Raw genomic sequence first — 15,247 nt, 5'->3', positions numbered from 1 at the left:
TGGCAGAACTAATGCCTTGGTCAGAAACACTTCCCGATTGCTGTAAACAGCTGAAGAGATAATCAAGATTCGCCACCTCTATCAGGTGGCGATACTTTTTCGGGCAGGCGAGTTATTTGCCTGATACTATGATTTGTGGTGAAAGAAGTTCCTGCGGGGAGGAGAGAAATGCTGGCAGGATGATTTGGTGCAGAGTATAAAATAGTCACCTTGCCCACATAATATCCATATGTAACATGCTTGCAAATAGATTGCTATTTGCAAGTATCTGTGATAGAATACAGTTGAAGGAGGCGATGATTATGGCAAGAACAGCAAATGTGTTTGCTCGAGTTGAGCCTGAACTTAAAGAACAGGCTGAAAGTGTATTAGATCAGTTAGGAATTCCAATGTCAAATGCAGTAGGAATGTTTCTGCGACAGGTTGTTTTGCAAAAGGGAATTCCATTTGAAATGAAATTACCAAGAACGGCACCGTTGGCCTATGGTTCTCTTACGAAAGAAAAATTTGATAAAGAAATTGAAAAAGGTATGTCTGATGTAAAAGCTGGCAGAGTTTACTCAGCAGATGCCATTGAAGTTGAAATGAAAAGAGATTTTGGCATATGATTTTTCATGTGGCATATTCCGCTGAAGCAAGACAGGATTTGAGGGACATTTATGAATATATTGCGTATGAATTGTTGGTACCTGAAACAGCTGCCGGACAAACAGAACGCATTATGAAAGCTATCCGTTCTCTTGAACAAATGCCAATGCGACATAGACTATACGAGGAAGAACCCTGGCATAGTCAGGGGCTTAGGGTTTTGCCGGTGGATTACTATTTAGTGTTTTATCTGCCAGATGAAAACAGTGCTACTGTAAATATTATTCGGATTATGTATGGTGGCAGAGATATTGATAAACAATTGAATGAAAGTTAGAAAGAATGAAAGCATCTATCAATGGTAGGTGCTTTTCTTATGGAGATTTTTATTGGAAAGATACCCTACCTAAACATGCAAGGGAACCAAGTTGATTACAATAAAATAACATAAAATATTGAAAAATAACATAAAATATGTTATTATGAATGAAATTGTGTTACAAGGAGACGCCATATGAAAAAGCAATTAGAGCAGTATTTCGGCTGCAAAGTAAAAATAACAGAATATAAGAATAAATTACCATTGCCGATTTTTATGACTATGCGCGATATTATGATGGTTGAACTATATGGTGTTAACTTTGCCATAATAGATGTAGTGAAGGAAATGGAACTAAGTGTTGCCGCAATGAAAAAGCAGAAAGCAAAGTATGAGGAAGCATTGCAGTGTCCTGTAGCATATGAAGTAGCGTTAAACGGCGTTTCCATGAGAAATGCGCTGGTGAAAGGCGGAGTTCCGTTTGTGGATCTGCCGGGAAATGTATTTTTGCCATTTATGGGAATTGTATTGCAGGATGTGTATCGCAAGAGGCTTGTCAAGGCAGATAAGATGATGCCTGCAACACAGATGGTGTTCCTTGAATTGTTATATATGGATGATGAGGAATCTGTGCTAAAAAGTGAGGTTGCGAACAAGCTGAATCTTACCAGGACATCCATTACAAGAGCAACAGCACAATTAGAGGAAATGGGACTCATCCGCCAGATGAAATCCGGAACAGAGATTGCGATTAGGAGAAATTACACACGCAAAGAGTATTATGAGAATGCAAAAGCATATTTGATTAATCCGGTTCAGAAAGAGATTACAATTATACGATGTGAAGCAACCTTTGAATCATTTAGCGCAGGTGAATCTGCTCTTAGTCAGGAGTCAGAATTGAATCCCCCAAGAATAGAGGAACGGGCAATCTACAAGGGCGAGGAAGTTGTTGACCAGTTGGAAATTGTGGATGCCAGATCTGAAGACCCGGACGACTGCTTGAAGGTACAATTATGGAAATACAATCCTTCCTATTTTGCAAGAGAAGGATGTGTTGATCCTGTTTCGCTTGCATGTACATTCAAAGGTAACGAAGACGAAAGAATAGAAATGAGTATTGAGAAACTGTTGGAATTATGAAAGTACTTGTAATACCGGATATTCATCTGAAAACATGGATATTTGACCGGGCAATCACATTTGCTGAGGACTATCCGGATACGCTCTGGAGCTATGGTAATCATGATGTGAGCTACCCGTGGGGAAGGCTTGAGACCGGATATTCCCCTTATGCTGAGAGGATGGTTATATCAAAGCTTGAAGAACTTGAGAACAGCCTTAAGAGCCCGGCACAGATCAACATAATCCATCGGATTGATAATGTGCTTTTCTCCCATGGAGGGCTTACAGCTGATTTCCTAAAATGGTTAGACGAGGATTTGCTGGATGCAGATATAGATGATGTTATAGCAGCGGTGAACGATGCTCCGCTCGATTATCTCTGGAATGATGCATCTCCGTTATGGTTCAGATCACAGTATGAGACCAAAGCGGTATTCAGAGCAGATACATACAAACAGGTGGTAGGGCACACTCCGGTGGAGAAGATATTTGAAAAAGACGGCATCATATCGACAGATGTGTTCTCTACCTATAGAGACGGAACGCAGATTGGGGAGTCTGCGATGATTGCTATTGATTCGAAATCCGGGAAATTCGAGAAGATAGAGGTTATGGGGAAGCTGGGAGTGTGATGAGGATGAAGGAACCTACACAGCAGTATTCAGATACAATTAAATTATTACAAGCCAGGATACAGGCATTGGAGGATGAAAACCGACTTCTGAGAGAGCGATTGGATGAAGCCGGTGTTTCGTATTCGGATATTGTGTCTGGCGACGCTGAAGGAGTTGTGGAATTATATGATCCGGATCAGGGTGCTCGTATAAAGAAATTTGATGTTACGGATAAGATTGCAAGTGACTTCTTTATAATGTTCTGCCGCGGAAGGAAGGATGTGTATGATCTTCGCTATACGAATCCCAAAACGGGGAAGAACGGGTATTATACGCAGTGCTTTAACCGCTGGGATCGTGGCTGCCATATACAGAAAAAGGATGGAGTTCGTTGTAAGGATTGCGAATTAAGGGCATATAAGCCGGTCACCCTGCCTTTGATAAAGGCGCATATGAATGGGACAGATCCAAATGGCAATGATGTCGTGGCGATATATCCGATGCTTGAAAACAACCTTTGTCAGTTGCTTGTATTTGATTTTGATAATCATGCAAAGGGTGCAGAACAGGAAGATTATGCGAATATTGATGATAGGTGGAAAGAAGAAATAAATGCTTTGCGGCGCATTTGTAAGAATCTGGATGTGGACGCTGTGGTGGAACGATCAAGGTCGGGACGCGGTGCGCATCTTTGGATATTCTTCAAGGAAATGATTCCTGCCAGATTGGCGAGAAAATTTGGTTTTGCGTTGCTAGAGAAAGGAGCTGAATCCGTCAATCTTAAGTCCTTCAAATACTATGATCGCATGATACCGACGCAGGATGCGCTTCATGAGGGCGGACTTGGAAATGTCATTGCACTTCCTTTACAAGGAATGGCTCTGAAGTCCGGAAACAGTGCTTTTGTTGATGAAAATTGGAATGCATATGAAGATCAGTTAAAAGTTCTTGCCGGAACAAGGCGACTGACCAGACAGGAGATAGAGGACTATCTTTCTTTATGGTACAGTACGGGATTCACCAGCGAAGACAATGGTACTGATGCGCCATGGGATAAGAATTCTGAGTTTGAAGCAGGCAGTGTTAAGGGCGTGGTGCGTATCGTGCTGGCTGACCGCATTTACATAGACTCATCAGGAATGTCCAATAAGACAAAAAGACAGCTTCGCCGTATGGCAACATTTTCAAACAAGCAGTATTTCCAGAATCAGGCTATGGATATGCCAAATTACGACGAATCCAGATTCATTTACCTTGGAAGTGACGAAGGAAAATATATTGTATTGCCTCGCGGACTTCGGGAAGATATTCTAAAGAAGTTTGATAATGCAGGAATCAGTTATAAGATTGAAGATAAGAGAACAAAAGGGCGGAAACTCAATATTTCGTTTAAGGGAGAATTGCGTGAATCACAGATTCCGGCTGTGGAAACTATGCTTAATAATGAAACCGGGATACTGCACGCCGCCACCGCGTTTGGTAAGACTGTAGTCTGCTGCGATATGATTGCGAGAAGAGGCATAAGTACCTTAATACTTGTAGACAGGGCGGACCTGATGAACCAGTGGATTAAGCGTCTGGACGAGTTTCTGGATATTGATGAGGAACTGCCTGAATATCAGACAAAGACCGGGCGTACACGAAAAAGAAAATCATTGATTGGAAATCTTCAAGGAGCGCATGATACGCTGACCGGAATAGTGGATGTGGCCATGATACGCTCTCTTAAGAAAAAGGACGGATTTCATCCGATGCTGAAAGAATATGCTCAAGTATACTTTGATGAATGTCATCACGCAGCATCGGATAGCGCAATAGAAGTGCTACAGGAGATAAATGCAAAGTATGTATATGGCGTGACGGCAACACCGAAACGTGGTGATGGTAAGGAAAAGATAAACGAATTTCTGCTCGGCCCTATCAGATATAGGTTTACAGCAAAAGACAGAGCCGAGGAGCAGAATATTGATCATCTGGTATATCCCCGATTTACCCGGACAGTAAAGCCTCATCATTTGTCAAAAACACCATATGGTAATGATGCCTATGAACTGATAAGGAATAATGATGTTCGCGACGAACAGATCATCAGGGATGTGGCGGACTGTGTGCAGGCTGGAAGAACTCCGGTGGTACTGACGAAATATGTTGATCATGCAAAGAAACTGGCCGAAAGGCTTAAGATATATGCTGACCGCTTGATTCTGCTAACGGGGGCAAATGGAACGAAAGCGCGCAGGGCACAGGTGGAAGAACTGAATAAAGTTGATGATTTGGACAGTCTTATTCTTGTGGGAACGGGCTCTTTACTTGGAGAGGGCTTCGACTTTCCGAGGCTTGATACCCTGTTCATGGCGACTCCTGTTTCAGGGGAAAATGTTGTGGAGCAGTATGTCGGACGACTTAACAGGGATTATGATGGTAAAGAAAATGTCATCGTCTATGATTATGTGGACAGTCATATCCCGAAGTTCGATAAAATGTATGCAGCAAGGCTGAAGGCGTATAAAAAGATCGGATATGAGCTTTGCGTTAATATGGACGGCGAAAAGCAGAAGGCAAATGCAATCTATGATATAGAAAATTATGCGGAAACTTATTGGAAGGATCTTGAGGAGGCTAATTCAGCGGTCGTTGTATCAAGTCCGAGGTTAAATAATCAAAAAGTGGATTGCATTATAAAGATGCTTGGAAAGCGGCGGGAGTTGGGAGTCAAGGTAACAATTGTCACATGGCATCCCGATGCCTATAAATATGGCAAAGATGATGTTCGGATGGAACTTTTGGAGAGACTTCGCAAAGCAGGTTTTGAAATCAGGCTTGTAGAAGAGTCCTGCGAGCATTATGCCGTAATCGATAATGAGATTGTCTGGTATGGAAGTGTGAACCTGCTGTCAAAGGAAGATGCTGAGGACAATCTGATGCGGGTATGCAGTAAAGATATCGCCGCAGAACTTCTTGAGATGACATTTGGCTCTGAAGCAGAACCGCAGGAATGGTGAGTATGGACGCAAAAGAAATTTTAGAATTATACTTTGGATATCAGCTAGCAGGTAGGGGATAAAATATAATCATTATGAAGCAAAAATAAAAACGGAAAACTCGTTGATAAATTTAGAATACAGCAGTGAACTGTCGTGAAATGGAAAATAAAACAAACTGTTTATTAATTTGTAACATGAGCGGTGCCAGATGCATTAGTGTATTGTCTTCCTTTGTGAGGCTGAAAAATGAAATCGGATTTTCAAGAGAAGATGCAGAGCCATATATCCAATCCTATATGAGCAGATGTTTAGGAAAAGACCAAAAGACCTTTCGAGTACAAGATACATCAAAAGAAAGGAGAATGTGTAAGATACCTTGCGAGCAGGTGTTTGATGAAATATTTGACGGCAAAATTAAAGAAATGAAGACGGGTAATTTGAGGTACATATAATATAAATTGCGTAAAGGGAGATGAGTGCATGTTAATATACAATGGATTAAAGTCAGACTTTATGTCAGATACAGAAAATGATGTTTTGGAGACAAAATTGTATGATGCAATAAAGAATAAAATGAATCGTAGCACCGGATTAAGCGAACTCAATTCCTGGAGAAATTCTCTAAAGGAAATGTACATTACTTTGAATGATTCTAATATACCTTCTGATGCTGGGGTTGCAATAGAATACAATATTCCTCAAACATCCAAGAGAGTTGATTTCCTGATTTCCGGATATGGGAAAGATAATAAAGGAAATGTTATTATTGTGGAACTGAAGCAATGGGAAAAATTGCAGGCTATCGAGGGACAGGAAGCGATTGTTGAAACTTTTACAGGAGGAGCAAACAGAAGAGTAGTACATCCAAGTTATCAGGCATGGTCTTATGCTGCGTTAATAAAAGATTATAATGAATATGTTCAAGATGCAGATATTGAACTACATCCGTGTGCATATCTACATAATTATCCAAGAGTAGAGAATGATCCGTTGGATGCGAAACAGTATAAAGAAGTATTAGCCGATGCACCGGCATTTACTTATGGACAGAGAGATGCATTAAGGAACTTCATTAAGAAAAGTATAATAACTGGAGACAATGAGGATACCTTGGTAAAAATTGAGCATGGAAAAATTAGACCATCGAAACAATTGCAGGATTCTATTAGTGGAATGCTTAAAGGAAACAAAGAATTCATAATGTTGGACGAGCAAAAGGTCGTCTATGAAAACATATTAAGCCTTTCAACAAAATGCCAAAAGGATGGTAAGAAAAGGACTATTATTGTTGAAGGGGGACCGGGTACAGGGAAAACAGTTGTTGCAATTAATTTATTAGCAGAGCTTACTAAAAGAAATCAGTTTGTACAATATGTTTCGAAAAATGCGGCTCCTAGAACTGTTTATGGATATAAACTAAAGGGGACAATGAAGAAAAGTAGTGTGGATAACCTATTTAAAGGATCTGGTTGCTACACAGAAGCACCGATGAATTCTGTGGGTACCATTTTAGCTGATGAAGCACACAGATTAAATGAAAAGTCCGGTATGTTTCAAAATATGGGAGAAAATCAGATTAAGGAGATTATTCACGCGTCGCGGTGTAGTGTATTTTTTATTGATGAAAGTCAAAGAGTTACCACCAGCGATATCGGAAGCATAGCAGAAATTGAAAAATGGGCAGAAAGAGAAAATTCTGAAGTAATAAAAATGGAGCTCGTTTCGCAATTTAGATGTAACGGATCGGATGGATACCTTGCATGGATTGATGATGTATTACAAATTCGCGATACTGCTAACTATGATTTAGAAGGAATTGACTATGACATTCGAATATGTGATTCCCCCAAAGAAATGGAACATATAGTAATAGAAAAAAATAGAATTAGAAACAGAGCGCGTATTTTAGCTGGATACTGTTGGAATTGGCCAAAAGATACACGTAATGATGTGAATTATCATGATATAAAGATTGGAGATTATGGTATAAGTTGGAATTTAGATGGTGGAGATGCATTTGCAATTAATCCAGATTCAGTACATGAGGCAGGATGTATTCATACTTCTCAGGGATTGGAATTTGATTATGTAGGCGTAATAATCGGTGATGATATGAGATATGAGAATGGAGAAATCGTTACAGACTATTCAAAACGTGCAAAAACAGACCAATCTATGAAGGGAATAAAAGGTTTGGCAAAAGATGATCCTGAAAAGGCAAGTCAATTAGCAGACGAAATCATAAAGAATACATATCGAACCTTAATGACCAGAGGAATGAAGGGATGCTATGTATATTGTACAGATAGTGAACTGGCGGCATATTTAAAAGAAAGATTAAAAAGTAGAGGATAAGAATGACACAGGAAACAATTAATCAGATTCTAAAATTTAGAGATGATCGTGACTGGAAACAATTTCACAATCCTAAAGATTTGGCAATTTCTATTTCTTTGGAGGCAGCAGAACTATTAGAGGTATTTCAGTGGAGCGGTTCTGATACTTCTTGCGAGCGAAAGCAGGATAAGATTAAAGAGGAGCTTGCCGATGTAATCAATTACTGCGTACTTATGGCGGATGCTTGTGGATTGGATATAGATGAAATAGTACAGGAAAAAATAAGAATTAACAACGAGAAATATCCGGTCGAAAAGGCAAAAGGGAAGAGCGATAAGTATAGTAAATTATAAATATTTCATGTGATAATGCACTTTTTATAAATGCTTCTATAAAAATGATGTGATCTTATGAAGGGTGCTAATATCCCTTAGCAACTAAGGGCGCACTTCTATACCTACCTAATGGCAGGTATGGGTGCGCCTTTTCTCATGCGAAAAGGGATTGCGGGAGTTCTCCCGGACAAGCCCTGCGGCTTGTGATTACTTTTTCTTTTTCCCACGTCCGTTCCCTTTCACCGGTTTGCAGAAATCAGAGTAGCGCTGCAGGATATCCGTGAAGGTCTTAAACTCATACGGATCCATTTTTGTGAAGTTGATTTTGAAAAGCTTGCTGTACATAACCATCTGTGCCTGGGTGGCATTATCTGCTTTTCTTAGTTCATCAAAGGTACCAAGCATATCTTCAACCGGGGTAATCTGGTCACCGGTATCTGCGTCTTTCTCATGCGCTTCTCTTAGGTCTTTTGCAATTTTTACAATATCATTTCCAAGAAGATTGTTAAAATAGTTATCTTCGTTGATGGAGGCCGCCTCCAATGTTTTCATATAGTGATCACTGTCATGGATTCCGTTATTCTGTAAACGCATTCTGGTCTGCTCAATCATTGTATTCATATTTCGAATTTGCATTCCGGCCAGATTGTCAACATAGATTTCCAAATCGGAAAGGAAATTGATAAATTCCGGATGCTTGATCATTTCGCAAATCAGCCGGACATTCAGTTTGCCGCTTTTCAACAAATCTACAGTAGCGTCATCCAATCCCAGTTCATCTACAGCAAAAGGATGTTGCTCCTGATTCTCTGTAAGTCCCAGTAAATAATCTGAAGTTACTCCATAAAAATCAGCCAGAATAACAATCGCCTTATGTGTGATTTCTTTATAGTCATCTGTTTCATAATTGCCAAGAGCTGCTCTGGATAGCCCGGTCTGTTCTGACAGTTCCTGTAAAGACAAGCCTCTTTCAATTCTTAAATCTTTTAACTTTTCCTGTATCGATAATTTGCATTTCATAAATTCATTCCCCCAATTTAGTCAATAAAGTTTTGCAAACAAGCAATGTATTCATATAACTGTTCGAATGGAAGCGCTATTTCCAAAAGCTTGGATATTTTCACTTTTGGATTGTATTTCCTACCTTTTGGATATACGGGATTAGGCCTGTGATTTTGAGAAAATCAGTTTATGACAACTGAATGAGCATTCCAAATCACTACCGTTTCGGGGAAGCTAAGCGATGATCTGTAGGTCAGGGAGCGAGCCAAGGGCGTGATAACGGCACAGTCCAAAACAGTCTATGAGGCTAAAGAACCCAGAGGTTACCTGCCAGGAATTGATTTGGGGAAATGACAAGGAACCTATGAAATATCAAAAAAATGGGAGGAACACAGATGGTAGAAAACAAGAATCTTAATGAACTTCGAGATGAACTGGAGCAAGCAAAGCAAGAAAAGCTTCAAGCAGAGCACCAGCTTCAAAGAAAGAAAAATCAGCTTTCCTATCGAGAAAGCTATAGCCGGAAAGAGCGCAGTCACAGACTGATTGTTTGCGGAGCGATTTTTGAAAAGTATTTTCCGGTAATCAAAGACTTATCGGAAAAGGAGTTGAGCGAGGCATTAAGTATGGTGGATGTTGCAAGATTTACCAAGGAACTTGGGGTAGCGATTGATCAGGTCAGAAAGGAAGTGATGGACTGATGGCACTTTATCATTTCCATGTATCACGAGTCTTACGAAGCAGAGGGCAGTCCTCTGTGGAGGCAGCTGCCTACCGAGCAGGGGAAAGATTGGAAGATCATTATTATGGAAAAATTGCAGATTACACTGCAAAGGGTGGTGTGATTTGTGCTGAGATTATGGCTCCGGACTATGTTCCGGAGTCTTTCCATAATAGAGAGTATTTATGGAATGCAGTGGAGGAAGTTGAAAAACACCCGAAAGCACAGCTTGCATATAGTTTTGATATTGCTCTTCAGAATGAATTCACGATAGAAGAGAATATTGCAATAGCAAGGCAATTTGTTATGGAGAATCTTGTGGCAAAGGGCATGATTGTGGACATGGCAGTTCATGATCCGGATAAGGGAGAAGGGATTCCAAATCCACATATTCATGTGATGTGTCCCGTTCGCCCCATGAGAGAGGATGGAACCTGGGGGGAAAAACAAAAGCGAGAATACCTGTTTGATGTAGATGGCAATCCGATTCTTGATGAAAAAGGAAAGCAGAAATTCAATGCGGTACCTACAACAGACTGGAATAGACCGGAAGTGCTGGAGCAGTGGAGAAAGGCATGGGCAGATTTGGTAAATGAAGAATTTAGGAAACGTGGAATCAAGGAACAGATTGACTATCGCAGTTATGCGGAACAAGGAATTGATTTGATTCCGCAGGTGCACGAAGGTCCTCATGTACGAAATATGGAAGCAAAGGGAATTGTCACAGAGAAGGGGAATCTGAATCGTTGGATCAAAGAAGTCAATAAGGGAATCCTAATGCTTTCAAAGCAGGTGAAGGATATTCTGGCTAATATTGCTGAACTTATGCGACTGATTGCAGAAAAAGAAGCGGAAGCGAAACAGCCGGATCTTGCAGACTATATAAATTCTTACTTCGCAAAGAGAAATGAAACAGCAGATACATTCTCACGAGGCAGGCAGAAGGCAAAAGCAACGAATCTTAAGATGCATGCCACTGTGATCAATTACCTGATGGCCAAGCATATAGCTACCTTGGAGGATTTTAAAAGCTTTCTTTCTGAAAAGCAGAGTGACATTCATGATTTGAATGAATCCATGAAAGTGAAGTCTGCCAGAATGAAGGAACTTAAGGATATGATCCGCTATGGGGAATGGTATCAGGAAGCACAACCTATTTTGAGAGATCTTTGCTCTACAAAGAATGGAAAACGAAAGGCGCAGATTAAATCTGAAAATGATGAGGTGCTTCGAAGGTATCCTATAGCAAAGCGTATCCTGTTTGAAGAGAAGAAGATTGACAGGGTGGATGTGAGTGAATGGAAATCAGAAGTTGCTTCCCTTCAGGATCCTTATCAAGAAGAATATGAAAAGTATAAGAAACTGTCGTCGGAGACGAAGTTGCTTCGTGATATCAATAAATATATTGATGATGCAATCTGTAATACTCAGCCAAGAAGAAAGGAAGCGATACGATGAATCATATGAATCAGATTATTTTGAATATGGAAAATAGTATTACCCCGAAAGCGATACCTGTTATTGTTCCCCTGGCATATCAGGCGATGCTGAATTTACAGGAGAAAATCAATCAGGCAAATGCAGTGTTGATAAAAGCGGGGAGGGGAACTTCTAAAAGGGATGAAGACGGAATCCCGTTATGGCAACGTTATTCGCTGAGTGTACCGGAAGCTGCTAAGTATTTTGGAATCGGAGAGACAAGGCTCTATCAGATTGTCTCAGAGCATCCCGGTGCAGATTTTATTTTGGAAATTGGGAGCCATGTGAAAATCAAAAGAGTCTTGTTTGAAAGATTTTTAGATGCTGCTAGTTGTGTCTAATGCTGAAAGCATTGTTCCCGAGAAGTCAATGCATGATACAATTCTGCTATGGAGAAATGGCAAAAATATTAAAAAGTGATGTGTTTTTGGACTGTTCTATGATAGAATCATATCTATCGAGGGCAGTCCTTTTGTTTTAGGAAAGGAGTGTCTATTATGTCAAGTAAAAGAAAGGATAACAAAGGCCGTGTACTACACAACGGCGAGTATCAGCAGTCAAACGGTCGCTATCGTTACAAATATTATGATGGCACCGGAAAGGCAAGATATTTATATAGCTGGAGATTGGATAAAAACGATCGAATGCCGGATGGAAAGAGACAGGGTAAATCACTTCGGGAACAGGAGAAGGAACTGCAAGCTACCCAGTTTGGGCATATTGCTTTAGACGGTGGCAATCTCACGGTACTGGAGTTGGTTCGGCGTTATACCGCAACTAAGATTGGTGTGAGAGAATCTACGAAGGCAGGCTATCAGACAACCATTAACTTTCTGGAGAAGGATCCCTTTGGTCAGAGACGTATCGATACCATCAAGATTTCCGACGCGAAGCTTTGGCTGATTACCCTGCAACAAAGACAGGGAAAAGGCTATAGCACGATCCACACCATCAGAGGGATTTTGAGACCGGCTTTTCGATTGGCTTATGATGATGACCTGATTCGAAGAAATCCCTTTGATTTTGAACTTGCTACGGTTATTGTCAATGACAGCGTGACAAGGGAAGCGATTACCAGGGATCAGGAGCGTAAATATCTTGAATTTGTCAAACAGGATAAGCATTTTAGCAGATATTATGAAGGCATCTTTATTCTGTTCAATACCGGACTGCGAATCTCAGAATTTGTAGGACTTACAACAAAAAATATTGATTTTAAGCATCACAAAATCATCGTTGATCATCAGCTGATCCGCAGTTCCAAAATGCAGTATATGATCGAGGAACCAAAGACAGAAAGCGGTGTACGAGAGATACCAATGTCTGAGGAAGTGGAGGCAGCATTTAGGGCAATTCTTGCAAAGAGAGTAAAGCCAAAGGTAGAACCCATGATTGATGGCTACAGCGGCTTCTTATATCTTGATAAAAACAATATGCCTATGGTGGCTCTCCACTGGGAGAAGTACTTTCAGCACATTCTTCAGAAGTATAACAGCATCTACAAGGTTCAGATGCCGAAAGTAACACCCCATGTATGCAGACATACCTTTTGCTCCAAGATGGCAAAGAGTGGCATGAATCCCAAGAGCCTGCAGTATATCATGGGACACTCGGATATCAGCGTTACACTGAACACTTACACTCATGTAAAATTCGAGGATGCAGAGGCGGAGATGAAGAGGGTTGCAGCAATCTAAACGGCTTGAATACTACAAAAAGTACGGGGGTACGATTGGGTATTTGTACCCCCATTTGTACCCCTGTTGTACCCCTTTTTCCTCAAAAATATAGGATTTTATGAGAAATTATGCGATGATACATGAATTTGAAAAAACGACGCAAAGCCAGTAAAATCAAGGCTTGCGGCGATATGAGAGGTTATGAGAGATTATGATAAAAGTGTTATTCATCTGCCACGGCAACATCTGTCGTTCCCCCATGGCAGAATTTGTTATGAAAAAATTGGTATCCGACGCGAATCTCGCTGATCACTTCCAGATTGCTTCCGCTGCCACCAGCACGGAGGAGATCTGGAACGGCATCGGGAACCCGGTCTATCCGCCGGCGAAGGCGGAGCTTGCCAGGCACGGGATCTCCTGCGATGGGAAGCGGGCCAGGCAGGCAACGAAGGCGGATTATGCGGAATATGATTATCTGATCGGTATGGACAGCGCGAATATCCGCAACATGCTGCGGATATTCGGCGGAGATCCGGATGGGAAAGTAGCCAGGCTTTTATCCTATGCCGGTTCGGAGCGGGATATATCGGATCCATGGTACACGGGAGAGTTTGGGACGACCTACAATGATGTCCTGGAAGGCTGTACCGCATTTCTTCGATATTTACAACAAAACGGAAGAATCGACACGTAAGTTGACACTTCCAACATAGTACACATGACAGAAATGTCATACCTGAAAAGTTCACAGAATCACCACATTTTTCTCACAATTCCTTCGCAGATGACCTTTACCATAAGAGGCAGATAAGGGGAAGTAAATATTCACAAGTTTTTTAAGGAATGAATGGAACAGGAGGAATGAGAAGATGAGAAGATGGAATTTGCCTCAGGCGAATACAAAAGTAATGTGCGCAGTGTTGACTGCTGCCATGGTGATGACCGGATTTACAGCATGCGGAGGAACAACATCCGCGGGCACGGAGAGTGCAGCAAGTGAATCGGCAGAACAGAAGGAGACGATCGTGCCGGAGAGCACGACGGAACAGAGCACGGTGGAGCAAAGTGTGGCAACAGAATCAGGTGAAGAGAAGGTGGAATCTTATCTCGGTCAGATCACTGCCATTGACGGCAATGTGATCTCCATTGCACTGGCAGAGAAGCCGGAAGCCCCGGACGGTCAGAAACCCGAGAAAGATATGTTAGATGAGATGACCTTAACCCTTAGCGGTGACACTATGACTATCACGGTCAATGATGATACGATCATCACGATTGACGGAACGGATGCCACGCCGGATGACCTCCAGGTAGGTGATACCGTATCTTTCTTCCTGGATGGCGAGGCCGTGACTTCATTAAGTGTAGGCATGCCGGAGCCGACACAGCCGGGACGGTCTATGCAGGCTCCGGAGCAAAAGTAAGCTGACGCACAAGCATGTTTCCAAGAATCCCTGCCATTTCTTCCGGAGACTGGGGAGTGGCTTCTTTCAGCCAGGTCTCTACGACACCGACACAACCGGTAATGATGAAGGAACAGAGATATTCATAGTTAGCATCGGATTGCGCACTTTCCAGAAAGCGGAGAGTGCGCTTTTTGATCTGGTCCTTTAGGCGGTTAACGAAGGTGAGATCTCCATGGGGGCCGATCATGACTCTGGCGAGATCTCTATGGCGGTCTAAGAAGCGGAAGAACTCTAACAGAAGACCGTCAGAGGACAATGTGGGAGTACCTAGCGGTTCCTGCTCCATGATCTCGTTGAACTCTCGGAACATTTCATCTTCCACCTTATGGAGCATATCGTAGATATCATCATAATGCAGATAGAAGGTTCCGCGATTGATATCTACCAGCTCTGTGAGTTCTTTGACGGAAATATCTTGAATATCGTGGGTTTCCATCATTTTGACTAATCCCTGCAGCAACAGGGCGCGGGTTTTGCGCACGCGGCGATCCATTTTTTCCATACGGCAATTCTCCATCCTTTCCGGGAAATGATCATAATATCTAATACGTATCTAATGCAAATCTGAATTTTTTCTAAAACAATGAACACACATCAA

Annotated in this window: 16 protein-coding genes; 14 read left to right on the top strand and 2 right to left on the bottom strand. The window is 41.5% G+C overall.

Features of this window, described 5'->3' with window-relative positions; translation table 11 throughout:
* The first annotated feature begins 302 nt into the window (after positions 1–302).
* The 8 genes from FYJ59_RS05575 to FYJ59_RS05540 all read left to right on the top strand — a co-directional run bounded on the left by FYJ59_RS05575 (position 303) and on the right by FYJ59_RS05540 (position 8,320).
* Entirely contained in the window at positions 303–608 is a 306-nt protein-coding gene (locus tag FYJ59_RS05575) for a type II toxin-antitoxin system RelB/DinJ family antitoxin (protein WP_154495834.1), read from the top strand.
* On the top strand, positions 605–925 hold the full coding sequence (locus FYJ59_RS05570; protein WP_154495832.1) for a type II toxin-antitoxin system RelE/ParE family toxin: 321 nt from the start codon (positions 605–607) through the stop codon (positions 923–925). The genes FYJ59_RS05575 and FYJ59_RS05570 overlap by 4 nt, the downstream gene beginning before the upstream one ends.
* Positions 926–1,102: 177 nt before the next feature.
* Positions 1,103–2,050, top strand: coding sequence for a helix-turn-helix domain-containing protein (locus FYJ59_RS05565; RefSeq protein ID WP_154495830.1), 948 nt, complete (start codon positions 1,103–1,105; stop codon positions 2,048–2,050).
* A complete protein-coding gene (locus FYJ59_RS05560; RefSeq protein WP_154495828.1) occupies positions 2,047–2,664 on the top strand; it encodes a hypothetical protein in 618 nt (205 codons plus the stop codon). Before FYJ59_RS05565 ends, FYJ59_RS05560 begins: the two co-directional genes overlap by 4 nt.
* 5 nt (positions 2,665–2,669) lie before the next feature.
* Positions 2,670–5,648, top strand: a complete 2,979-nt coding sequence (locus tag FYJ59_RS05555; RefSeq protein WP_154495826.1) for a TOTE conflict system archaeo-eukaryotic primase domain-containing protein — start codon at positions 2,670–2,672, stop codon at positions 5,646–5,648.
* Positions 5,649–5,788: 140 nt separating this feature from the next.
* Positions 5,789–6,082 (top strand): hypothetical protein, encoded by a 294-nt coding sequence (locus tag FYJ59_RS05550; RefSeq protein WP_154495825.1) that lies wholly within the window; start codon positions 5,789–5,791, stop codon positions 6,080–6,082.
* Positions 6,083–6,110: 28 nt separating this feature from the next.
* Entirely contained in the window at positions 6,111–7,985 is a 1,875-nt protein-coding gene (locus FYJ59_RS05545) for a DUF2075 domain-containing protein (protein ID WP_154495824.1), read from the top strand.
* A 2-nt stretch (positions 7,986–7,987) separates the two neighbouring features.
* Positions 7,988–8,320, top strand: a complete 333-nt coding sequence (locus tag FYJ59_RS05540) for a nucleotide pyrophosphohydrolase (RefSeq protein WP_154495822.1) — start codon at positions 7,988–7,990, stop codon at positions 8,318–8,320.
* A 189-nt stretch (positions 8,321–8,509) separates the two neighbouring features.
* On the opposite strand, the gene FYJ59_RS05535 is transcribed toward FYJ59_RS05540, so the two are convergent.
* A complete protein-coding gene (locus FYJ59_RS05535; RefSeq protein ID WP_154495820.1) occupies positions 8,510–9,322 on the bottom strand; it encodes a helix-turn-helix domain-containing protein in 813 nt (270 codons plus the stop codon).
* 377 nt (positions 9,323–9,699) lie between these two features.
* Here FYJ59_RS05535 and FYJ59_RS05530 point away from each other — a divergent pair, with 377 nt between their 5' ends.
* The 6 genes from FYJ59_RS05530 (at position 9,700) to FYJ59_RS05505 (ending at position 14,607) form a co-directional block, all read left to right on the top strand.
* The gene (locus FYJ59_RS05530) at positions 9,700–10,005 is read left to right on the top strand and encodes a DUF3847 domain-containing protein (RefSeq protein WP_205839464.1); all 306 of its coding nucleotides are present in this window, start codon (positions 9,700–9,702) and stop codon (positions 10,003–10,005) included.
* Complete coding sequence (gene mobQ, locus FYJ59_RS05525; RefSeq protein ID WP_154495816.1) at positions 10,005–11,483, top strand: MobQ family relaxase; 1,479 nt, start codon at positions 10,005–10,007, stop codon at positions 11,481–11,483. The genes FYJ59_RS05530 and mobQ overlap by 1 nt, the downstream gene beginning before the upstream one ends.
* On the top strand, positions 11,480–11,845 hold the full coding sequence (locus FYJ59_RS14060; protein WP_235897930.1) for an excisionase: 366 nt from the start codon (positions 11,480–11,482) through the stop codon (positions 11,843–11,845). The genes mobQ and FYJ59_RS14060 overlap by 4 nt, the downstream gene beginning before the upstream one ends.
* Before the next feature lie 156 nt (positions 11,846–12,001).
* Positions 12,002–13,201, top strand: coding sequence for a site-specific integrase (locus tag FYJ59_RS05515; RefSeq protein ID WP_154495814.1), 1,200 nt, complete (start codon positions 12,002–12,004; stop codon positions 13,199–13,201).
* Positions 13,202–13,394: 193 nt separating this feature from the next.
* Positions 13,395–13,877, top strand: a complete 483-nt coding sequence (locus tag FYJ59_RS05510) for a low molecular weight protein-tyrosine-phosphatase (RefSeq protein ID WP_154495812.1) — start codon at positions 13,395–13,397, stop codon at positions 13,875–13,877.
* Between the two features lie 175 nt (positions 13,878–14,052).
* The gene (locus tag FYJ59_RS05505) at positions 14,053–14,607 is read left to right on the top strand and encodes a hypothetical protein (RefSeq protein ID WP_154495810.1); all 555 of its coding nucleotides are present in this window, start codon (positions 14,053–14,055) and stop codon (positions 14,605–14,607) included.
* Here FYJ59_RS05505 and FYJ59_RS05500 read toward each other — a convergent pair.
* Complete coding sequence (locus FYJ59_RS05500) at positions 14,582–15,151, bottom strand: TetR/AcrR family transcriptional regulator (RefSeq protein ID WP_205839463.1); 570 nt, start codon at positions 15,149–15,151, stop codon at positions 14,582–14,584. The two genes, FYJ59_RS05505 and FYJ59_RS05500, sit on opposite strands and share 26 nt — an antisense overlap.
* Between the last annotated feature and the right edge of the window lie 96 nt (positions 15,152–15,247).

It is taken from the genome of Waltera intestinalis, assembly GCF_009695995.1.
GTDB lineage: Bacteria > Bacillota > Clostridia > Lachnospirales > Lachnospiraceae > Acetatifactor > Acetatifactor intestinalis.
This window is presented reverse-complemented; position numbering and strand designations above follow the sequence as displayed.